Below are 21,933 nucleotides of genomic sequence, written 5' to 3'. Positions count from 1 at the left end.
CATTACCCTCCTAACGACTTCAGACAGCCAAATTTTAAATATGGATAAATCAGTATCCGATGGCTTACCGACGCCCCAGCGTTACGGTGCCATTTTCACGATTGCGCTCGGGATCATGATGGCCGTGCTGGACGGCGCTATCGCTAACGTCGCTCTGCCGACAATTGCACACGATTTGAATGCCAGCCCGGCGGAATCTATTTGGGTGGTAAACGCCTATCAAATAGCCATTATTGTCTCGCTTTTGTCGCTCTCGTTTCTCGGCGATATTTTTGGCTACCGCCGTATCTATCAGTGCGGCCTGGTCCTGTTCTGCCTGACCTCGCTGTTTTGCGCCGTTTCTACCTCACTGCCGATGCTCACCTTTGCCCGAGTGCTGCAAGGTTTTGGCGGCGCGGCATTAATGAGCGTGAACACCGCACTCATTCGTTTGATTTATCCTCAACGTTTTCTTGGCCGCGGGATGGGTGTTAATTCATTTATCGTTGCCGTCTCCTCCGCCGCAGGTCCTACCGTTGCCGCTGCAATTCTTTCGGTGGCCTCCTGGCAGTGGCTGTTTTTAATCAACGTGCCGATTGGCATTGTTTCGTTGATTCTGGCGCTGCGCTATTTACCGCCCAATCAGCAAAAATCCCAGGGCCAGCGCTTTGACATTCCGAGCGCGGTAATGAACGCCCTGACCTTCGGCTTGCTTATTTCGGCTATCAGCGGCTTTTCGCAGGGCCAGCCCGGCTCAGTGATTATTGGCGAGCTGGCCGCACTGGTGGTGATTGGCTATTTCTTTATTCGTCGCCAGCTACGCCTTCCGTTCCCGCTGCTGCCGGTTGACCTGCTGCGAATCCCAATTTTTTCGTTGTCTATCGGTACCTCGATATGTTCGTTTGGCGCCCAGATGCTGGCGCTGGTCTCCCTGCCCTTTTTTATGCAAAGCGTGCTGGGGCGGAGTGAGGTTGAAACCGGGCTACTGTTAACGCCGTGGCCGCTGGCAACGATGGTGATGGCGCCGCTGGCAGGTTATCTTATCGAGCGAGTTCATGCCGGGCTAATGGGTGCTATCGGGCTTTTGGTGATGGCCTGCGGGTTGTTTGCTTTGGCCATGCTACCGCACAATCCGTCCGACCTGGATATCATCTGGCGTATGGTGTTGTGTGGCGCTGGATTCGGCCTCTTCCAGTCCCCGAATAACCACACCATCATCTCCTCAGCGCCCCGCCATCGCAGCGGTGGCGCAAGCGGTATGCTGGGGACTGCCCGCCTGCTTGGTCAAAGCTGTGGTGCCGCATTGGTCGCGCTAATGTTTAACTTGTTTGGCACAAGTGGAACGCACGCTTCGCTGATACTTGCAGGCATATTTGCCACCATTGCCGCCGTCGTCAGCGGGCTGCGAATCTCGCAACCCCGGGTGCAGGCATAAAAAAAGCGTGCCGCCTGGGCACGCTTTTTCATTTCAGAGTTTCAATTACTTCAGGTATTCGCCGCTGCGCAGCGCTTCGATACGTTTGTCCAGCGGCGGGTGCGTCATGAACAATTCGCTCATTGATTTGGCCTTACCGTTGATGCAAAACGCCATCATGCTGCTGGCTTCCTGCGGCTCATAGCTGGTTTTCAGGCGTTGCAGCGCAGCAATCATCTTCTCGCGACCCACCAGCTTCGCAGAACCGGCATCGGCGTGGAATTCACGATGGCGTGAGAACCACATGGTGATGATGCTCGCCAGAATACCAAATACCAGCTCCAGCACCGTGGCAACCGCAAAGTAAATCAGCGGGTTACCGTTACTGCTTTCGTTATCATCACGGTTCCCGGACAGGAAGCCGGAAGCCACCTGAGCGATGATACGGGAGATAAAGATAACGAAGGTGTTCACCACACCCTGAATCAGCGTCATGGTCACCATGTCGCCGTTGGCGATGTGGCTGATTTCGTGCGCGATAACCGCTTCCGCTTCGTCACGGCTCATGTTCTGCAGCAGACCTGTACTGACCGCAACCAGAGAAGCGTTACGCCGCGCTCCGGTAGCAAAGGCATTAATGTCTGGCGCATGATAAATCGCAACCTGCGGCATGGCGATGCCTGCCTGCTGCGACTGTTGGCGCACGGTTTCCATCAACCAGTGCTCCGTTTCATTACGAGGCTGCTCAATTACCTCACCGCCTACTGAACGTAATGCCATCCATTTTGACATCAGCAGGGAAATAAAAGAGCCGCCAAAGCCAAACAGGACCGCCATGATCATCAGACCCTGAACGCTGCTCGACTGGATCCCCGTCAGGCTTAGCACCAGCCCGAAAACGACCATTACCGCAAGGTTGGTCAGCAGGAAAAGCCCGATACGCATCATAATTTTCTTTTTACCTCGGTTAAAAACACGCTCTTTGCGCTCCACAACATCGTAGGGGCGCGCCGCCTATTTTCAAGCATCTGACGCCGCCAAGTGATTAATAATACATAACTTTACATTTTGTATGCATTTGTCTTACATCGCTGGAGACAGGTAAAAAAATGGGCACCGTTTCGGGTGCCCATCTGGGAGAGTTATTTTGCCGCTGCCGGCTGCTCCGCCGGCCTGTCCTGCTCTATGCCAGCCAGATCGACGGCAATATGAACCGTTTCGTCCAGATACGGATCGGCTTCCTGGTAGTCCTTCGGCAAATCGTCGAGTTTCTTAATCGGCGCTTTGCCTTCACGTTTGAAGCGATCGTTGATTCTTGCCAGGCGAGTAGCATCGTCTTCCTGATTCTCTTTTTCACGCTGGGCGTAATTCAGAGAAACAACGTTACGTTTTTCCTTCAGGGCATTGAAGCGAGCAATGTCCTTCATGATGTACTGGAACTCAGGATCTTTGGCGATGCGATCCTGATGCAGCTTCAGCAACTCAGGTTCGAACGGCGTAAGGTCACCGGTCTTCACGTAGGTCGCCGCATTGATGCTGTCCCAAGGCAACGCATTGTCTTCGAACTTCTCGCCAGTTTCCGTTTGCTCGGTCCCGGTTGGCATCATGATATCTGGAGTAACACCTTTCCGCTGGGTACTGCCGCCGTTAATGCGGTAGAACTTCTGGATGGTGTACTGAACAGAACCCAATGCAGGCCATTCCGGACGCAGCATCTGGTCGTAAATGCGATTCAGCGACCGGTACTGCTGTACGGTACCTTTCCCGAAGGTCGGCTCGCCGACAATCAGCGCGCGACCATAGTCCTGCATAGCCGCAGCAAAGATTTCAGATGCCGAGGCGCTAAAGCGGTCAACCAGCACCACCAGAGGCCCTTTATAGTAGACCACGCCATCGGTGTCGCTATCTTCACGGACTTTGCCGTTGTTGTCGCGAACCTGAACAACCGGGCCACTTGGGATAAACAGACCAGACAGAGACACAGCTTCCGTTAGCGCGCCGCCGCCGTTAGAACGCAGATCGATAATCACGCTCTTCACGTTCTGTTTTTCCAGTTTCTGCAGCTGAACCTTCACATCATCAGTGAGGCCAACGTAGAAGCCAGGAATATCCAGCACGCCGACTTTGTCTTTGCCGACCGTCTTCACCGACATCTTGACCGCGCGGTCTTCAAGACGGATACGCTCACGGGTCAGCGTCACGGTACGCGTTTTGGTGCCTTTGCCCGCAGGCAGGATCTCAAGGCGAACTTTGCTGCCTTTTGGCCCTTTAATCAGCGCCACAACGTCGTCCAGACGCCAACCGATCACGTCAACCATCGGTTTACCCGTCTGGCCTACGCCAACGATGCGATCGCCGACGGTAATAGCCTTGCTTTTCGCCGCAGGACCACCGGCAACCATAGAGTTGATCAGCGTATAATCATCGTCCATTTGCAATACCGCGCCGATGCCCTCTAAAGAAAGGCTCATTTCGGTGTTGAACTGCTCGGTGCTGCGTGGGGAGAGATAGTTGGTATGCGGGTCAATCTCATGAGCAAACGCGGTCATCGCCAGCGAGAACACGTCTTCGCTGTTACTTTGCGTGAGACGACGAATGGCAAACTGATAGCGCTTGGTCAGGGTTTCACGAATTTCCTGCTCGGTTTTACCGGTCAGCTTCAGGCTCAGTTCGTCGTATTTAACTTTCGCATCCCAGAGCTTATCCAGCTCATCGACGCTTGTTGGCCACGGAGCCTTGCTGCGATCCAGATTGATGGTGTCGTTACCGGTGAAATCCATCGGCTTCGCTAACACCTTCAAGGCATACTGATAGCGTTCAAAACGGCGCTTCTGCCCCAGATTATAGAGGTCGTAAAAGACATCGAGCTTACCGCTACGCAACTCATCGCCAATCTGCCCTTTCTTCGCGGCAAACTGGGCGATGTCACTTGCCAACAGCACGTTATGGCTGTAATCCAGCAAATTAAGGTAGCGGTCAAAGATTTTTGCCGAGAAGTTGGCATCCAGATCGAACTGGCGGTAATGCGAACGCGTAAAACGTGAGGTCACGCGCTCGCTTACCGTTGCGTGCTGAGCTTCTTCCTTTAACTGAGGAATTTGATCGGCACGGGTAATGTTGTCCAGGGCCAGGGCACTGCCTGCCACGAACAGCAAGCTGGCGATGGCCAGTTTGTTCATGCCTGAGTCAGGCCTCCGTTTCAGAACTGCAAGTGTTCTGCGCGTACGATCATTGCCATACCAGAAGTCAGCTGTACACGGACGCCATCTTTGGTAATTTCCAGTACGGTAGCATCCATTGCGTTGTTACCGGCTTTGACTTTAATGGCCTGTCCAACCTGCAGAGCAGCAATATCGGTCACCGGTGTACGACGCTCTTCACGAGGTGCCTTAGGTGCCGGTTTCTCAGCGCGAGGTTTACGCTCTGCCCCTTCTTTACGACGCGGTGCTGCGGCCGGGCGAGGTTTACGTTCGCGACGTGGAGCCTCCTCCGTGACGCCTGCGGCTGCGGCCGCTTCACGTTTCTTCGCCTGCTGCTCAGCGCGCTGCGCCTGAACGCGGGCCTTAGCTTCTTCCAACTGCTGACGAGCATGTTCTACATGCTGTTCGTCCAGCTCACCGCAAGGATTACCATCAAGGTCGACGCGAGTCGCGCCAGCTTTGATGCCGTACAGGTAGCGCCAGCTTGACGTATAAAGACGTAACGCTGAACGAAGCTGCGTTTTGCTGAGGCTCATTTCGCCTTCAACACGAGAGACTAAATCCTGGAAGATACCAATCTTCAACGGACGAGCTTCACCTTCAGCGCTAAAACATTGAGGGAAACGCTCGGCCAAAAATGCGATAACTTCTTTACTGCTATTCAACTTAGGTTGATTTTCCATGAAATTTCCTGATTACAACGGAATTGCCAATAAGTCGCAGGCATGAACAGGCGACATTATAATGACGCCATCGCTAAATGCCACGTTATCCGTTGCTTATCATGCTATCGAGGGAAGAATTTTTTAAAATCAGTGCCGCTAAGCACGTCTGAAAGCCGCGAAACCAAGGTTTTTAAACCCATTTCGTCTTCTTCTGAAAAACGGCCATACTCGGTGCTGTCGATATCCAGGACGCCAATTGTCTGGCCATCCACCGTCAGCGGCAGCACAATTTCCGAATTGCTGGCCGCATCGCAGGCAATGTGCCCATCAAAAGCGTGCACATCTTCGACGCGTTGAATGGTGCCCGTTGCGACAGCGGTACCGCACACACCCTTGCCGACGGGGATTCTTACGCAGGCAATTTTGCCCTGGAAGGGCCCCAGAACTAGCGTTTGGGCTTCAAGAAGGTAGAATCCTGCCCAGTTGACGCCGTCAAGGCGCTCAAAGAGCAAAGCACTGGTGTTCGCCAGCGTTGCGAGGAAACTGGTTTCACCTGCCATTAATGCACTAAAATCGCGATTCAAATCCGCGTAAAATTGTTCTTTGTTCATTAAATAACCGTTATGTTGTCTTGCTTTACTTTGTAGCATACTAAAATAAGCATTAAATGCACGGTGCCACAAGGTGTATCATTTTATGAATTACGATAGGCTAAATACATTATTCAGATAACAACGCTCCCGGCTTACGACGCACAATGAAAATACACGCCATCAGTCAGGAATTGCCTCAGGCACGTTATCAGCGTTGTCCCCAATGCGATACCCTTTTCTCTCTGCCCCAGGTTAAATCGACACAAAGTGCCTACTGTCCCTGCTGCGATGCACGAGTACACCACGGTCGCGACTGGTCATTGACGCGCCTGGGAGCAATGGCCGTGGCGATGCTGGTGCTCATGCCCGTCGCCTTTTCCGATCCGCTGCTTCGCATTTATCTGCTGGGCTCAAGTATTGATGCCAATGTGATGCAGGGGATTTGGCAGATGGCAAGTCAGGGGGACGTGCTCACCGCTGCCGTAGTGCTCTTTTGCGTGGTAGGCGCGCCGGCCACGCTGGTCGCGGCTATTGCCTACCTCTGCTTTGGCAACATTCTCGGGATGAACCTTCGCCCGGTGCTGCTGATGCTGGATAAGCTTAAAGAGTGGGTGATGCTGGATATCTATCTGGTGGGGATTGGCGTGGCCTGCATTAAAGTTCGCGAGTACGCGTTTATACAGCCAGGTCCCGGACTGATCGCTTTTATCGCGCTGGTGATCCTAAGTCTGTTGACCATGATCCACCTGAATATTGAGCAGCTTTGGGAGCGTTTTTACCCTCAGCGCCCGCCGCGTGCCTTTAACGCCCAACTGCGAGTTTGCCTGGGCTGTCATTTCACCGGTGTGCCGGACGAGCGAGGCCGCTGCCCTCGATGCCACGTGCCGCTGTACCATCGCCGTAAGCAAAGCTTACAAAAATCCTGGGCAGCGCTGATTGCTTCTCTGGTCTTTCTGCTGCCGGCAAACCTGCTGCCTATTTCCATTATCTATGTGAACGGCGCCCGCCAGGAAGACACCATCATGTCGGGCATTATCTCTCTGGCACACAGCAATATCGCCGTTGCCGCCGTGGTATTTATTGCCAGTATCCTGGTGCCGTTTACTAAAGTTATTGTATTGATTACGCTACTGATAAGCATTCATTTCAAATGCCAGCAAGGGCTACGCACCCGCATATTATTGCTGCGCTTTGTCACCTGGATTGGCCGCTGGTCTATGCTCGATCTGTTTGTCATCGCTTTGATGATGTCACTGGTTAACCGTGACCAGCTGTTAGCATTTACGATGGGTCCCGCCGCGGTCTTCTTTGGCGCGGCGGTTATATTAACTATTCTTGCCGTCGAATGGCTGGATAGCCGACTACTTTGGGACGCACATGAGTCAGGAAACGCCCGCTTCACCGACTGAAGCGCGAATTAAAACGAAACGCCGGATCTCTCCTTTCTGGTTATTACCTGTAATTGCGTTACTGATTGCCGGCTGGCTGATCTGGACGACTTACCAGGAGCGCGGCAATACCGTGACCATCGACTTTATCTCCGCCGACGGGATAGTCGCTGGCCGCACCCCCGTGCGCTACCAGGGCGTTGAAGTGGGTACCGTGCAAAACATCAGCCTGAGCGATGACCTGCGTAAAATCGAAGTCAAAGTCAGTATCAAAAGCGATATGAAGGATGCGCTGCGGGAAGACACACAGTTCTGGCTGGTGACGCCGAAGGCCTCCCTTGCTGGCGTATCCGGACTTGATGCCCTGGTTGGCGGGAACTATATAGGCATGATGCCAGGTAAAGGCGAACCGCGAGACCATTTTACCGCCCTCGATACCCAGCCTAAATATCGCCTTGATAACGGTGAACTGATGATTCACCTGCATGCCCCGGATTTAGGCTCCCTTAACAGCGGGTCGCTGGTCTATTTCCGCAAAATTCCGGTTGGCCGCGTGTATGACTATGCCATCAATAAGAACAAGCAGGGCGTCACTGTCGACGTGCTTATCGATCGCCGCTTTACCAGCCTGGTGAAAAAAGGCAGCCGTTTCTGGAATGTATCCGGAGTGAAGGCCGATGTTGGCCTGAGTGGCGCTAAAGTTCAGCTAGAAAGCCTTGCGGCCCTGGTCAATGGCGCGATTGCGTTCGACTCTCCTGACAACTCAGAACCGGCCAAAGCGGATGATGAATTCGGCCTTTACGAAGACCTGGCGCACAGCCAGCGCGGCGTCATCATTAACCTCGACCTCCCGAGCGGGGATGGCCTAAAAGCAGGGTCAACGAAGTTGATGTACCAGGGGCTGGAAGTCGGTTCTCTGACCAAGTTAAACCTTAATCCGGGCGGTGCCGTCACCGGCGAAATGACCGTTGATCCCGGCGTAGTTAGCCTGATGCGCAGCGGTACGCGGATCGAACTCCGCAGTCCTAAAATCTCGCTGGATAATCCGAGCATCAGTACTTTACTGACGGGCAGCACCTTTGAACTTGTGCCGGGTGACGGCGAGCCGCAGGATCGCTTCACCGTGGTCTCCAGCGACCAAACGCCGCTGCAGCAGCCAAATGTACTCACGCTTTCGCTGACGGCACCTGAAAGCTACGGCATTGATGCCGGGCAGCCCATCATCCTGCACGGGATACAAATCGGCCAGGTGGTCGAGCGGGCACTGTCGGCCAAAGGCGTCACGTTCTCCGCCGCCATTGAACCGCAATACCGCCATCTGCTGCAGGGCGACAGCAAATTCGTGGTTAACAGCCGCATTGACGTCAAGCTCGGCATGGACGGCGTTGAGTTCCTGGGCGCCAGCGCTAACGAATGGGTAAACGGCGGTATTCGCGTGCTGCCGGGTAGCAAAGGCGAGATGAAAAGCAGCTACCCACTTTACGCCAACATGGAAAAAGCGATTGAAAACAGCCTGAGCGACATCCCGACCACCACGCTGACGCTGACGGCATCCAGCCTGCCTGATATCCAGACAGGCTCCGTGGTGCTGTACCGCAAATTCCAGGTGGGGGAGATAATCACCATCCGCCCTCGCGCCGAGAACTTTGATATTGATGTTCACATCAAGCCCGAATATCGCAAGCTACTGACGCCAAACACCGTATTTTGGGCTGAAGGTGGTGCGAAAGTTCAGCTCAACGGCAGCGGACTGACGGTTCAGGCCTCCCCGCTCTCTCGTGCACTCAAAGGGGCCATTAGCTTTGACAATATGAGCGGCGCGAGCGTGGGCCAGGTGAAAGGCGAAAAACGCGTGCTTTATGCTTCAGAAACCGCAGCGCGGGCCGTAGGCAGCCAGATAACGCTGCACACGTTTGATGCCGGGAAACTTTCAGCAGGCATGCCAATCCGCTACTTAGGTATCGATATTGGCCAGCTTGAATCACTGAATCTGACTCAATCGCGTAACGAAGTGGAAGCGAAAGCGGTGCTTTACCCTGAGTATGTTTCCACCTTCGCTCGCGTCGGCACCCGCTTCTCCGTTGTCACACCGCAGATCTCCGCGGCAGGCGTCGATCATCTCGATACCCTCCTCCAGCCATACATCAACGTTGAGCCTGGCAGAGGCGACCCGCGCCGCGACTTCGAGCTGCAGGAAGCGTCCATTACCGATTCCCGTTACTCCGACGGGCTCAACATCGTGCTGGAAGTGCCTGAAGCCGGTTCGCTCAGCATCGGCACGCCGGTACTCTTCCGTGGCATTGAAGTTGGCACGGTCACGGGCATGACGCTGGGCAATCTCTCTGACCGCGTAATGGTTGGCCTGCGCATAAGTAAGCGTTACCAGCATCTGGTCCGGGACAACTCCGTCTTCTGGCTGGCTTCCGGCTATAGCCTGGACTTTGGCTTAACCGGCGGCGTGGTGAAAACCGGCACCTTTAACCAGTTTATTCGCGGGGGTATTGCCTTTGCGACCCCGCCGGGGATCCCGCTCTCGCCGAAGGCCGAAGCCGGGAAGCACTTCCTGCTGCTGGAAAGCGAACCGAAAGAGTGGCGCCAGTGGGGAACCGCCCTGCCACGCTAAACCATAAGCCCGGGCGGTACGTCGCTCGGGCAATTCCGTGCTAAACTGCGCCCCTTCATTTTTTCAGGGGCGTTTTTCATGGCTCAATCTACTGCCGTTTATCTTCCGCAACCTTTTCTCGACGCGATTCGCGATGCGCTTCCCGCAGACCAGACGCTGGATAGCTTTATCGAATACTGCCAGATGCCGCTGCGCCGCAGCCTGCGCGTCAATACGCTGAAGATATCCGTGGCTGACTTTCTGACGCTCGTTGCGCCTTATCACTGGCGCTTAACGCCGGTGCCGTGGTGTGAAGAGGGTTTCTGGATTGAACGTGAAGATGAAGAAACCCTGCCGCTGGGCAGTAACGCAGAGCATCTGAGCGGCCTGTTCTATATTCAGGAAGCCAGTTCGATGCTGCCCGTTGCCGCCCTGTTTGCCGACGGTAACCAGCCTCAGCGCGTGATGGACGTCGCCGCCGCACCGGGCTCAAAAACGACCCAAATTGCCGCCCGTATGAATAACACCGGCGCAATTCTTGCCAATGAATATTCTGCCAGCCGGGTAAAAGTCCTGCATGCAAACATCAGCCGCTGCGGCATCAGCAACGTTGCGCTGACGCATTTTGATGGCCGCGTATTCGGTGCCGCTCTGCCTGAATCCTTCGACGCCATTCTGCTGGATGCACCCTGCTCCGGTGAAGGCGTTGTGCGAAAAGATCCCGATGCGCTGCGCAACTGGTCCCCTGAAAGCACGGCTGAGATAGCCAATACCCAGCGTGAACTGATCGAAAGCGCTTTTCACGCCCTTCGCCCTGGCGGCACCCTGGTCTACTCCACCTGCACGCTGAATCGCCAGGAAAATCAGGAAATCTGCCAGTGGCTGCTGGATACCTGGCCGGACGCGGTGGAAATTGCGCCCCTCAGCGACCTCTTCCCGGAGGCCACGCGAGCGCTGACGCCGGAAGGTTTCCTGCACGTCTTCCCGCAGATTTACGACTGTGAAGGCTTTTTCGTTGCACGCTTGCGCAAAACGGCCTCTATAGCGCCGCTGCCGGCCCCAAGCTATAAATTAGGGAAATTCCCCTTCGCGCCGATGAAAGGCAAAGCCGCAGCCGAAGTGACCGCCGCGGCGGCGAAATCGGGTCTTACCTGGGGCGATGAGCTCCGTCTGTGGCAGCGCGATAAAGAGATTTGGCTATTTCCGACCGATATTGAGCCGCTTATCGGCAAAGTACGTTTTTCTCGCATTGGCCTGAAGCTTGCCGAACAGCATAACAAAGGCTTCCGCTGGCAGCATGAAGCCACAATTGCGCTGGTAAAAAGTGACAACCCGCTTTGTTTCCCGCTGAGCGAAGCTGAAGCCGAAGAGTGGTATCGTGGCCGGGATATCTATCCAGAAGTGACACCGTCACGTGATGAGGTTGTTGTCACTTTCCAGGGGCAACCGCTTGGCCTGGCCCGTAAAGTTGGCTCGCGCCTGAAAAACAGCTACCCAAGGGAGTTGGTGCGCGACGGCAAGCTTTTCGCCGCACCGCAGGCTGGCTAAAAAAATAAGCACTTTTTAAGTTGGCTATTTGTGCTGCCTTGACTACGCTGAAATTGGGGTGATCGACTGGTCATACCACCCGCCGCAGATAACAAGGAGCCAAAGATGACAAAAACCAACGTCCGGATCGGCATCTTCGAGATCGATGATGCCGAATTACACGGTGAACAACAGGGGGATCGAACGTTAAGCATCCCCTGTAAGTCCGACCCTGACCTGTGCATGCAGCTGGATGCGTGGGATGGTGCAACCTCTATTCCCGCCGTGCTGGACGGCGAACATTCCGTACTTTACCTGCAACACTACGATCGCCAGCGCGATGCCTGGGTTATGCGCCTTGCATAATTCAAGATGAACCCGTCCCTGAGACGGGTTATATAGATGACAAACAGCCGAAAAACGTGGTTTTCAGCTGTTTGGAGTAGACCAGAGAAAATCATTCATTGCTTTTGTTAGACCCAGGTGCAGTTTTTAAATCAATGATTTTTGCCCGTACTTTCTCCGTCCACGAGACGGATTAATTATTTCCCCCACTCCCTTTCGCTCCCCTACACTTAAACCAAACGAAGCGGTTCTGAGGCGCTAATGTTTGCTTTGGTTTTATTTGTTTGTTACCTGGACGGCGGCTGCGACGATTTGGTGCTTGAGGTATTTACCAGCGAGCGCCAGTGCCTGAGCGCAATGAGTGAGCAGCGTATGCGCCACGGTGGATGTTACCCGGTAGAAGAGTTTATCGATGGATTCTGGCGGCCTGCCCAGGAGTACAGCGACTTCTGAGCAGGGCCAGGCGTGATTAGCGATTGTCCGGGCGAAGGAACATTCGTATTTGCTTCCCGTGGTACTCAACGTAGTGCTGGAAAGTAAAGCCGAAGCGCTCTGCCAGGCCAATAGAACGCTGATTATCGTCATCAATAATGCAGCATACCGGCCCGCTGAAATTGTTATCCGCCCAGTTCAAAACTGCGCTGAGTGCCTCCGCTGCATAGCCTTGACCATGTACCGCAGGAATAAGCGACCAGCCTGCCTCCGGGTGTTCCAAAGCCGGCGTGAGATTCCGTTTAACTTCCTGGAAACCAAACGACCCCACGAAACGCCCACTCTGTTTTTCAAACAGCGCCCAGTAACCGTAGCCCAGCGCCTGCCAGTGACCGATATAACGCATCAGGCGTGCCCAGCTCATCTCGCCATCCTGCGGTTTTCCACTGCCGATAAACTTCACCATCTCCGGGTCAGACCAACAGGCAACCAGCGCCTCATAGTCGTCCAGCGTAAAGTGGCGCAGGATAAGGCGTTCCGTTTCAAGACGTGGGGCTTCAGTAATCATCATGACTCCGCTCAGTATTACTCTTGTAGTCGTTGTTTAAGGCCGGATTTGCAGGCGTAAATGATAGCGCACAGCAGCAGGCTAAACAGCATAGTACCCAAAAATACGCCGGCACCGGTCAGGGTCAGCATCACGCCGCCAATTAACGGCCCAAGCGCAATACCTAACGTCGTCAGGGTCGATGCGCCCAGGTACGCGCCCCGATGCTCATCCGGCGCCAGCTGATCCAGCAGAATATTCAGGTTCGGCATCAGGATTGCCTCGCCGATGCTGAAAATAACCGTCACGCTCACCCACACCAGCGCATCCGGCGTGCGTACGGACCAGAACAATAGCTGCGAAAGCGCAAAGATAGCGCCCCCGAGCAAAATGCGGTTAGGCAGACTCACCTGGGCCAGAAAACGAACCAGGAAAAGCTGGGCGATAAGCACCGTACAGGCATTGGACACCAGAATCAGCGTAATCAGTTTTACGGCGGCCTCTGCGTCCAGCGTCAGCAAATAAAGCGGTACCACGGACTCATAATGAACGAAGACCACGGCGCACAACGTGCTGCACAGCAGCGCCGCGACAAACAGTTTGTCCCGGGCGATGATCAGCATAACGTCGCGTAATCTGACTCCGGTTTTTTGTTCACTTTCCTTTGCCACCAGCTTTCCGGCAGGAATAAACAGCAAGGTGTAAATAAGCAGCGGTAGATAGCTCAAGGCGGTGATCACGAAGGTGCCTTTCTGCGAAGTCAGCCCGAACGCAATACCAACCAGCGGCCCGGTAACCGCCGCCACATTCACCAAATAATAACGAATCTGCAGCGCCAGAGCGCGGCGGCGACGATCGCCCAGCAAGTCGCTCATTAGAGCACGCGTTGGCGGTTCTACCCACGCAAAACAGACGCCAACAATCATTAGACCAATGATAAATAACGCCATTCCCGTTGCCAGCCCAAGCAGAGCATACCCTACAAACGACAGCGCGCAGCCCAGGGAAAGCACGCCCCGGCGGCCTAATTTATCCGACAGTTGCCCGCCATACATTCCCAGCACCACCGCCAGAAGCGCGCTGCTGGTCATCGCCACACCCACGGAGATGGGGGAAAGATGATAATTACGGGTCATGATCACCGTCATAAACGGCCAGGCCATAAAATAGCTAAAGCGAATCACCAAGGTAAAAAACAGCAGCGCAATCACCGTAGCCGGGAAGGTTTTGACCGTCGGCCAAAAACCACGCGCAGCGTCCTCACGGACGGCATCGTTTGTCGTCATAAAGTATCCTGTTATTTATCGTTATAGTGGCGGCGGGGCCGCTTACGCTGAGTAAGCGGTTAAATAGTAATAAGTTATTCCGTATTGACTGGCAACGGAAATGTTACTGAAATGTTTATTTCACGAGCTTGTCGTTTAAACAGTCAGCCGGACAGCGGAAAGTAGTGGGAAATTGTGATGTACCGCTCAAAAAATGGCATTTCATGCTGAGAATGTTTAAGGAGAACCGGCAGCTGAACGCCGCCGGTATAATAGCTAAAGTTTTCCGCTTAGACGCTGATGGAAATCGGCGCTGTGGGTGTCCAGGCCAACAATTTCTACCTGCGTCTGATAGCGCTGATAACGCGTTTCTATGGCATCCAGCACGGCAACGGTGGAAGCATCCCAAATTTGTGCCTGGGTCAGATCGATCACCACCCGCGCCGGGTCGTCAGCATAGTGAAAATGCTCGACGAGGTCATTGCTGCTGGCAAAGAACAGCGGCCCACGTACCCGGTAAGTCACTTCGCTGCCGTCAGCCGCCAGTTGCCGCTCGGCACGCACAACATGCGCGATGCGACGGGCAAACAGCATCACTGCGAATATGACGCCGCCCAATACGCCAAGCGCAAGATTATCGGTATAAACCGTTATAGCGACGGTCGTGAGCATCACCAGCGTTTCCGGCACGGGCATACGGCGAAGCGTACCGGGAGAAATGCTATGCCAGTTCAGCGTTTTCACCGCCACAATCATCATGATCCCGGCCAGCACCACCATCGGAATTTTTGCCATCACTTCACTTAGCACGGTGACCAGCAGCAATAGCACCAGCGCTGCCGCCACGGTAGATAGCCGGGTACGCCCTCTTCCCAATTCAACGTTGACGATGGTTTGCCCGATCATTGCGCAGCCCGCAATGCCGCCATAAAAACCGGCGAAGATATTGGAAATGCCCAGTCCCCAGCATTCGCGCCGTTTGCTGGAGGGCGTATCGGTCAGATCATCCACCAGCTTCGCGGTCAGCAGCGATTCCATCAGCCCAACGAAAGCAATACTCAGCGCACAGGGCCAGATAATGCGCAGCGTCTCAAGGCTCAGCGGCACCTTCAGCTCAGTTAACCCAGGCAAACCGGCCTTCATCGGCCCACTGTCACCGACCGTGGGCAATACCCATCCCATGGCTATACTCAGGCCGGTCACCAGCACGATAGCCACCAGCGGTGAAGGCACTGATTTCAGTACCTTCGGCAACAGCAGCACGACGCCAAGCGTCACGGCAAACAGCCCCCAAACCAGCGGCGATTGCCCCCAGACATGAGGCACCTGAGCGAAGAAAATTAGTATGCCCAGGGCATTAACAAATCCGGTCATCACCGAAAGCGGTATATAACGCATCATGCGCGCCAGCCCGGTCACGCCGAACAGGATTTGGATCCCCCCGGCCAGCACCACCGCAGGCAGAATATAGCCAATTCCGTACTGATGAACCATCGGCCCAATCACCAGTGCGACTGACCCGGCCGCCGCAGTGACCATTGCCGGGCGGCCCCCCAGAATCGACATAGCAAAACAAAGCACAATAGACGCGATTAAGCTGACTTTCGGGTCAACGCCCGCAATCAGGGAAAAGGAGATAACTTCGGGGATCAAGGCCAGCGCGGTAACGACCCCGGCAAGCACTTCGCGCTGGATCAGCCGGGGGGAACGAAGCACGGTGCGCAGGCTGTTCTCATGCTCATGTCGAGCGGCAGGCTCAGTTTGGTTAGTCATAATGGGATGCAGGTCTGTTGTCATGAATGCCGCACTTCTCATGGAATGCGGTCAGCGAGGCCGAGAGTGTAACGTTGTCGCGGCAGTGATGCGAGTTTTCGTGACACGTATCACTAGTCTGGATACCTCGCCTGCTCAGCCCCTGCCTTTGCGCAACAAATAATTAACAAGTTGAGCAAAAAACGCTGGACGGCAAGCTATTAAGGTGTGGTATGGTCTTAGCGCAGAGGTCGAGCCAAAGCGTTATGGGAAACGCTTTACGCGCAAGCAGGCTGGCTGATTCCCGAATAAAAAAAAGACCGAACACGATTCCTGTATTCGGTCCAGGGAAATGGCTCTTGGGAGAGAGCCGTGCGCTAAAAGTTGGCATTAATGCAGGCTAAGTCGCCTTGCCTCTTAAGAATAGATTACCGGCGCAGGTTTTCCAGTCCGCAACAAAAGTGGTCAGAAAAAAGCCGCAATAAAGGTGACTATTTATGCAAAAACAGCAATATCCCGTTGAGGTTATTGCTGTTTTTTTATGGCAAAAAATGCGTACTTTTTATTCACCGCAAAGCTTTTGTGCCCGCTCAATGAAGGGATTGAGACTCATCTTCTGCCCAGGATGCTGCGGATCGTCCACCTGAATAACGCTGATTGGCTGCCCGCTCGTTTTACCGCTCTTGATCTGCTGTTCGGCAATGACGTTCAGCGGATACTGCATTAGCGTACTTGGGTTGATGGCAAACAGCGCATTCCCCGTTCTGCAGCTCAACATTACCTCTTCACGGTTGAACGCCCATTTGTCTTTACCCACCTCAAACCGACTCACGGTGATAATTTGCGGGGCAGCCAGCGCAGATCCAGCGCAGGCCAGCAGCAGTAAAGTCAAAATGCTCTTTTTCATGAATCTCTCATATAACCAGTTTGCGCCGTCAGAACGGCTCCCAGGTAGCATATATGCTGACAAGCAGCAGTACCCCTACCGATAAAATCACTTCCAGCCACGTAAGCTGAATGAATCTCCGCTGAGCATCGGCTTGAACAGCGTCAAAACGCGGCACCAGTATATAACGGTTGATCAGCGCCAGCGTAACCATCACAAGCACCAGCCCAACCTTTAGCGCCAGCAGTCGAAAATAACCACTTTCAAGCGGCAGCGTCCAGCCCAGGATCAGCAAGCTATTCACCACGCCGGTCACCAGCACCGCGGCCACTGCGAGATGCCCGTAACGCGAAAAGCGCATCATTGCCGTAATCGCCGGAGTACGCCAGCGCGGCTTATGCGCCATGGACATGCAAACCAGCAAAGGCAACAGTCCCCCCACCCACCAGGCCGCGCTCAGAAGATGAATCGCGTGATTGATCCTCTGAAAGGCGCCCAGCGCGCCGTCATGCATTGCGGCGTGCCCAACGCCAGCCAACATAATCAGCTGCGCGGAGGCTAACAGCAGCAATAAACCCGGCATTGCCCGGGGAGCGATAAACACAACGACCAGCGTGACCGCGCCCAGCAATAGCTGCCATATCCAGACCGAACCAAAACGAGTCGTTAACACCGCCTGCCAGACATCCGGCGAGAGGATATCGCGCCAGCCGTCACCCATCAGCCCGGCCTGAGCCATAAATAACAGGCAGGCGCTAATCAGTGACAGCCAGACAGCAGGCCGCCACTGCGCTTTGAGGCGGCGCATAAGCACGGTCTTAAACTGTTGTGGGGCAAGCAGCGAGCAACTGATGGCGCTGCCAAGCAGCACCATCAATGCGGTGAAATGGATAAAACGCAGCGCGATGTAAAACGCCGACAGCATGGCGATTATTTCACGGAGAAGTGATAGTTACCTTTGGTTTTGTGCCCATCGACTGACACAACATGCCAGTCCACGGAATAATCACCCGGTTTCAAGGCTTCTTCAACCGGCACAATCAGCTGTTTGTTGTCGCTCTCAGCGACCTTCACTTTCCCGGTCTTCACGGCTGATTTCTGCGGGCCGGTAACCGTCACGCCGCTGAAACCAGGCTCAACGCCTTCAGAGAAATTCAGGGTCAGCGCCTGCGGAGATGCGGTCACGGCAGAGTCTGCCGCCGGAGACTGCTGCTTAAGGTGCGCGTGTGCAAACACGGCTGGAGAAACGGCCATAGCAGCAACAAATGCCGCGACGGTTGCGATGCGGGAGGAGATGAACGCCATATTAACTATTCCTTTTTGTTATGTGATAAGGCCGAAAGAATAACCCCGGCCCGTGATCAAGTCGAGACGGGAAAAGCTATTGTTGCTTGTCATCCGGGGCGCAAAACAGTAACTTCAGCGCTGACATTGCAGGAGGATATGATGAGCTACAATCTCGCCGATTTGCCCCAGGAAGAAATGGATAAAGTTAACGTCGATCTGGCCGCTGCCGGCGTGGCGTTTAAAGAGCGCTATAACATGCCCGTCGTGGCCGAAATGGTGGAACGTGAGCAGCCTGAACACCTGCGGGCCTGGTTCCGTGAAAAGCTGATTGCCTATCGTCTGGCCTCGGTTAAACTTTCTCGTTTGCCGTATGAACCAAAGCAAAAATAAAAGCTTAAGAATTTTCTCTTTGATTCAAAACTAGTGCTACTCTCTTCCTTGTTCAGTTGACCACAAGCTTTGGCTCATCCCTCGCGATTGCAGGATGCAATCGTTGGATGAAAGATTAAGGAAGAACCTATGCCACGCTGGAATGTTGCCGCTGCGCAATACGGTGCTGTTGCCGGAAGTTATCAGGCCAACATCGACCACCACCTCGATTTCATTCGCTGTGCCGCCGAACAAGGCATTGACCTTCTGGTTTTCCCTCATCTCTCTTTATCCGGATTACGCCCCGATAACCACCCGCCAGCGTTCACGGATTCGCTGTTTGACCCACTAAGCGAGGCGGCCCGCCGCTACCCTATGACCGTGATCGTTGGCATGTCGCTCGGTGACGAGGCGCATAACATGGCCGGTATGGTGAGTTTTCTGCCGGACGGGTCACGTATCGCCTGCTGCAAACGTCCCGCAGAGGCTTTGGATGCGAAGGCTCAGCCGCCCGTCGCGCCACTGTTAGGGCAACGCTCCCGTAATATCGCCCTGGCCGTTTGCGCCCAAAGCGACGATGAAGCCTGGCCCAGAAGCGCCGCTGACATCGGTGCGGATCTTTACGCCACCGGCGCCGCGATGACAGAATTAAGCTATCAGCAAGATGAAATGTATATGCAACGCTGGGCGCACAAATATGGGCTCACCATTCTGCAGGCCAATTATGCCTGGTCCGGGGTAGAACCTCGCGCCGCTGGCCGCAGTGCCTGCTGGGATAATTTAGGCCAACTTGTCGTCAGAGCCGACCAGGGCGAGTTGCTGGCGATTGGCCGTCGGGACGAGAGAGGTTGGCACGGCGAGGTCATTCCTTTACGCTAGTCGCCTGAAGCCTGTTAACGGAGACTGCGATGCTGCGCATTATTGATACGGAAACCTGTGGATTACAGGGGGGCGTAGTGGAAGTTGCGTCGGTCGATATCATCGACGGCAAGATTGTAAACCCGATGAGCGATCTTGTCCGTCCTGACCGGCCGATAAGCCACCAGGCGATGGCCATCCACAAAATTACCGAAGACATGGTGGCCGATAAACCCTGGATTGAAGACGTAATCCCCCGCTACCTCGGGAGCCCTTATTACGTTGCGCACAACGCCAGTTTTGACAGCCGCATGCTGCCGGAAATGCAGGGGGACTGGATTTGCACGGTGAAACTGTCGCGCCGCCTGTGGCCGGGCATCAAATACAGCAATATGGGGCTGTATAAATCGCTAAAGCTGCACGTGGATACGCCAGCCGGGCTGCACCATCACCGCGCGTTGTTCGACTGCTATATCACCGCCGCCTTGCTGCTGAGAATTATGGATGTGTCGGGCTGGTCGCCGGAAGATATGGTCACGATCACCGGTCGCCCGGCGCTGGTGACCACCATGATGTTCGGCAAATACCGGGGCAAACGCATTGCGGAAATAGCCGAAGACGACCCGGGTTATCTTCGCTGGATGCTTAATAACATCAAGGAACTCACGCCGGATCTCCGCATGACGCTAAAACATTACCTGGCCGCCAGTTCGGCCGATTAATGCACGCGCCCTGGCAACGTCCCCTGAGCCAGGGCAATCAGAAATGCAAACTCCAGCGCTACGCCTTCGTAAGATTTAAAACGCCCCGACTTGCCGCCGTGCCCGGAATCCATGTCTGTGCAAAGCAGCAGTAAGGTCTCATCCCGTTTATAGTCGCGTAATTTGGCAACCCACTTAGCCGGCTCCCAATACTGTACCTGAGAATCATGCAGCCCGGTCGTCACCAGCAGATGGGGATAAGCCTGCTCGCGAACCTGGTCGTAAGGGCTGTATTGCTTCATGTAATGGTAATACTCTTCGTTCTGAGGGTTTCCCCACTCTTCAAACTCACCGGTTGTGAGCGGAATGGACTCATCAAGCATCGTCGTCACAACATCGACGAAAGGCACCTGGGCGACCACGCCATGGAATAACTCAGGACGCTGATTGATTGCAGTCCCCATCAACATACCGCCCGCGCTCCCCCCCATTCCATAAAGCAATTTCGGATCGCCATAGCCCAGCTTGAGCAGCTCGTCGCAGACGTCAAGATAGTCGTTAAAGGTATTCATCTTTTTCAGGTATTTACCGTCTTCGTACCATTTTTGACCCAGCTCACCGCCGCCTCGCACATGGGCAATGGCATAGACAAAACCTCTGTCCAGCAGACTCAAACGGCTGCTGCTAAAATCAGCATCCATACTGCTGCCGTAAGAGCCGTAGCCGTAGACCAGCAGCGGACTTTTGCCCTGGCGAAAATGCATGCGGTGATAAACCAGCGAAACCGGCACCTGAACGCCATCCCGCGCGGTCACCCACAAATGCTCGCTGCGGTAATTGTTAGCGTCAAACCCGGCAACCCTGGTTTGCTTGATAACCCGGCGCTCACCGCTGTTCATATCCAGTTCGAAAAGCGTATCCGGCGTGGTCATAGAAGAATAGCCGTAGCGCAAATGCGAGGTCTCCGGCTCAGGGTTGTAGCCAAGCCAGGTGACATAGGCCGGATCGTCAAAAGCAATCCCCGTGGACTCACGCGTATGGCGATTAATCTGACGCAGGCTGGTCAACCCTTGCTGTCGCTCGGCAACCACCAGCCAGTCGCGAAATAGCGTAAAGTCTTCAAGCATCACTTGATCCCGTGCGGCAATCAGCGTTTCCCACTGTTTTTCGTCCCGCACGGTGCTGCGGTAGAGGCCGAAATTTTTGCCGTCTTTATTAGAACGAATGTAGAACCCATGCTGGTAGTGATCGACCGTGTATTCATGATCTTTTCGGCGCGGGGAAAATACTTGCGGCTCGGCATCCGCCAGTTCTGCGTCCAGGAATAAAGCTTCACTTGTCGTCGCGCTGGCAAGATAGACGACAATAAAATGCTGAGAGGTTGTTTTATGCACGCTGACGTAAAAGGTGTCATCTTTTTCTTCATACACCAGTTGGTCATCGGCCACCGGGTGGCCAAGCGTGTGCCGCCAGACCTGATAAGGTAGTAAAGTTTTGGGATGCTTACGCACGTAGTAAAGCGTGACGGAGTCATTCGCCCACGCAAAACTCGTCGAAACGTTATCCAGCATCTCCGGATACCAGTTCCCGGTTTTCAAATTACGCAAACGAATGCCGAACTGGCGCCGAGAGAGATAGTCCTCCGCCAGTGCCATCACGGCGTTGTCCGGCGTAATGGCAAACCCACCCATCGTGTAGAACTCGCTGTGGGCTGCACGCTGGTTGGCATCAAGCAGAACATCCCACTCTGCCCACTCTTCTCTGACCGCAGATTGTCGCTGATAAATTGCGTACTCATTACCCTTTTCATAAACCTGACGGTAACGATAGCCATTCTTCACATACGGGGCGGAAACATCGTGAGGCGGAACGCGAGCAATCATCTCTTTTAGCAATTGATCCTGCAGCGCACGCTGGCTCTCCATGATCTTTTTACCGTAATCGTTTTCCAACTCGAGGTATTTCAGCACTTCGGGATCGGCGCGGTCATCATCCCGCAGCCAGTAATAGTTATCCGTGCGGGTATCGCCATGTAGTGTCATAGCGTGAGGAATTTTTTTGGCTTTTGGCGGCATCACTTTCATCATTTTCCGTTTTACACCCCGTAAGGGTGGCAAATTCAG

The 21,933-nt window shown here is 54.4% G+C and carries 20 protein-coding genes; 9 read left to right on the top strand and 11 right to left on the bottom strand.

Annotated features, from left to right (window positions below; translation table 11 throughout):
• Window positions 1-40: 40 nt before the first annotated feature.
• Complete coding sequence (locus CNE01S_RS00590; protein ID WP_061272317.1) at window positions 41-1,414, top strand: MFS transporter; 1,374 nt, start codon at window positions 41-43, stop codon at window positions 1,412-1,414.
• Between the two features lie 45 nt (window positions 1,415-1,459).
• Here CNE01S_RS00590 and htpX read toward each other — a convergent pair whose 3' ends face one another.
• From htpX to CNE01S_RS00570, 4 genes are all read right to left on the bottom strand, one after another.
• Window positions 1,460-2,341: a protease HtpX gene (htpX, locus tag CNE01S_RS00585; RefSeq protein WP_061272314.1), complete on the bottom strand. Its 882-nt coding sequence runs from the start codon at window positions 2,339-2,341 to the stop codon at window positions 1,460-1,462.
• Window positions 2,342-2,535: 194 nt separating this feature from the next.
• Complete coding sequence (gene prc, locus CNE01S_RS00580) at window positions 2,536-4,572, bottom strand: carboxy terminal-processing peptidase (protein WP_061272240.1); 2,037 nt, start codon at window positions 4,570-4,572, stop codon at window positions 2,536-2,538.
• Between the two features lie 20 nt (window positions 4,573-4,592).
• A complete protein-coding gene (gene proQ, locus CNE01S_RS00575) occupies window positions 4,593-5,276 on the bottom strand; it encodes an RNA chaperone ProQ (RefSeq protein WP_061272238.1) in 684 nt (227 codons plus the stop codon).
• A 104-nt stretch (window positions 5,277-5,380) separates the two neighbouring features.
• Complete coding sequence (locus CNE01S_RS00570) at window positions 5,381-5,869, bottom strand: free L-methionine (R)-S-oxide reductase MsrC (protein WP_061272236.1); 489 nt, start codon at window positions 5,867-5,869, stop codon at window positions 5,381-5,383.
• A gap of 146 nt (window positions 5,870-6,015) precedes the next feature.
• On the opposite strand from CNE01S_RS00570, the gene yebS reads away from it, so the two are divergent.
• From yebS to CNE01S_RS00545, 5 genes are all read left to right on the top strand, one after another.
• Window positions 6,016-7,260: a membrane integrity lipid transport subunit YebS gene (yebS, locus tag CNE01S_RS00565; protein ID WP_061272234.1), complete on the top strand. Its 1,245-nt coding sequence runs from the start codon at window positions 6,016-6,018 to the stop codon at window positions 7,258-7,260.
• Window positions 7,229-9,862 carry a PqiB family protein gene (locus CNE01S_RS00560; protein ID WP_061272232.1) on the top strand — a complete coding sequence of 878 codons (2,634 nt, stop codon included), beginning with the start codon at window positions 7,229-7,231 and terminating at the stop codon, window positions 9,860-9,862. Before yebS ends, CNE01S_RS00560 begins: the two co-directional genes overlap by 32 nt.
• Window positions 9,863-9,940: 78 nt before the next feature.
• Window positions 9,941-11,389 (top strand): 16S rRNA (cytosine(1407)-C(5))-methyltransferase RsmF, encoded by a 1,449-nt coding sequence (gene rsmF / locus CNE01S_RS00555; RefSeq protein ID WP_061272230.1) that lies wholly within the window; start codon window positions 9,941-9,943, stop codon window positions 11,387-11,389.
• A gap of 105 nt (window positions 11,390-11,494) precedes the next feature.
• The gene (locus CNE01S_RS00550; protein WP_008453991.1) at window positions 11,495-11,734 is read left to right on the top strand and encodes a YebV family protein; all 240 of its coding nucleotides are present in this window, start codon (window positions 11,495-11,497) and stop codon (window positions 11,732-11,734) included.
• A gap of 240 nt (window positions 11,735-11,974) precedes the next feature.
• Complete coding sequence (locus tag CNE01S_RS00545; protein WP_061272228.1) at window positions 11,975-12,166, top strand: YdfD/YebW family protein; 192 nt, start codon at window positions 11,975-11,977, stop codon at window positions 12,164-12,166.
• A gap of 16 nt (window positions 12,167-12,182) precedes the next feature.
• Here CNE01S_RS00545 and CNE01S_RS00540 read toward each other — a convergent pair whose 3' ends face one another.
• The 6 genes from CNE01S_RS00540 to yobA all read right to left on the bottom strand — a co-directional run bounded on the left by CNE01S_RS00540 (window position 12,183) and on the right by yobA (window position 17,900).
• Complete coding sequence (locus tag CNE01S_RS00540) at window positions 12,183-12,716, bottom strand: GNAT family N-acetyltransferase (RefSeq protein WP_174522169.1); 534 nt, start codon at window positions 12,714-12,716, stop codon at window positions 12,183-12,185.
• Between the two features lie 14 nt (window positions 12,717-12,730).
• Window positions 12,731-13,978 carry an MFS transporter gene (locus CNE01S_RS00535; RefSeq protein ID WP_061272225.1) on the bottom strand — a complete coding sequence of 416 codons (1,248 nt, stop codon included), beginning with the start codon at window positions 13,976-13,978 and terminating at the stop codon, window positions 12,731-12,733.
• Between the two features lie 255 nt (window positions 13,979-14,233).
• Window positions 14,234-15,730, bottom strand: a complete 1,497-nt coding sequence (locus CNE01S_RS00530; RefSeq protein ID WP_061272312.1) for a SulP family inorganic anion transporter — start codon at window positions 15,728-15,730, stop codon at window positions 14,234-14,236.
• A 541-nt stretch (window positions 15,731-16,271) separates the two neighbouring features.
• Window positions 16,272-16,616: a YebY family protein gene (locus CNE01S_RS00525; RefSeq protein WP_061272222.1), complete on the bottom strand. Its 345-nt coding sequence runs from the start codon at window positions 16,614-16,616 to the stop codon at window positions 16,272-16,274.
• A gap of 28 nt (window positions 16,617-16,644) precedes the next feature.
• Window positions 16,645-17,520 carry a copper homeostasis membrane protein CopD gene (gene copD, locus CNE01S_RS00520; protein ID WP_061272219.1) on the bottom strand — a complete coding sequence of 292 codons (876 nt, stop codon included), beginning with the start codon at window positions 17,518-17,520 and terminating at the stop codon, window positions 16,645-16,647.
• Window positions 17,521-17,525: 5 nt separating this feature from the next.
• Window positions 17,526-17,900, bottom strand: coding sequence for a CopC domain-containing protein YobA (yobA, locus tag CNE01S_RS00515; RefSeq protein ID WP_061272218.1), 375 nt, complete (start codon window positions 17,898-17,900; stop codon window positions 17,526-17,528).
• 141 nt (window positions 17,901-18,041) lie between these two features.
• Here yobA and CNE01S_RS00510 point away from each other — a divergent pair, with 141 nt between their 5' ends.
• The 3 genes from CNE01S_RS00510 to exoX all read left to right on the top strand — a co-directional run bounded on the left by CNE01S_RS00510 (window position 18,042) and on the right by exoX (window position 19,831).
• Window positions 18,042-18,272 carry a DNA polymerase III subunit theta gene (locus tag CNE01S_RS00510; RefSeq protein ID WP_061272217.1) on the top strand — a complete coding sequence of 77 codons (231 nt, stop codon included), beginning with the start codon at window positions 18,042-18,044 and terminating at the stop codon, window positions 18,270-18,272.
• 129 nt (window positions 18,273-18,401) lie between these two features.
• On the top strand, window positions 18,402-19,130 hold the full coding sequence (locus CNE01S_RS00505; RefSeq protein WP_061272215.1) for a carbon-nitrogen hydrolase family protein: 729 nt from the start codon (window positions 18,402-18,404) through the stop codon (window positions 19,128-19,130).
• A 29-nt stretch (window positions 19,131-19,159) separates the two neighbouring features.
• Window positions 19,160-19,831 (top strand): exodeoxyribonuclease X, encoded by a 672-nt coding sequence (gene exoX / locus CNE01S_RS00500; RefSeq protein ID WP_061272213.1) that lies wholly within the window; start codon window positions 19,160-19,162, stop codon window positions 19,829-19,831.
• On the opposite strand, the gene ptrB is transcribed toward exoX, so the two are convergent.
• Window positions 19,828-21,885, bottom strand: a complete 2,058-nt coding sequence (gene ptrB, locus CNE01S_RS00495) for an oligopeptidase B (protein ID WP_061272310.1) — start codon at window positions 21,883-21,885, stop codon at window positions 19,828-19,830. The two genes, exoX and ptrB, sit on opposite strands and share 4 nt — an antisense overlap.
• Window positions 21,886-21,933: the final 48 nt, after the last annotated feature.

This window comes from Cedecea neteri NBRC 105707 = ATCC 33855 (genome assembly GCF_001571265.1).
Taxonomy (GTDB): Bacteria; Pseudomonadota; Gammaproteobacteria; order Enterobacterales; family Enterobacteriaceae; genus Cedecea; species Cedecea neteri.
This window is presented reverse-complemented; position numbering and strand designations above follow the sequence as displayed.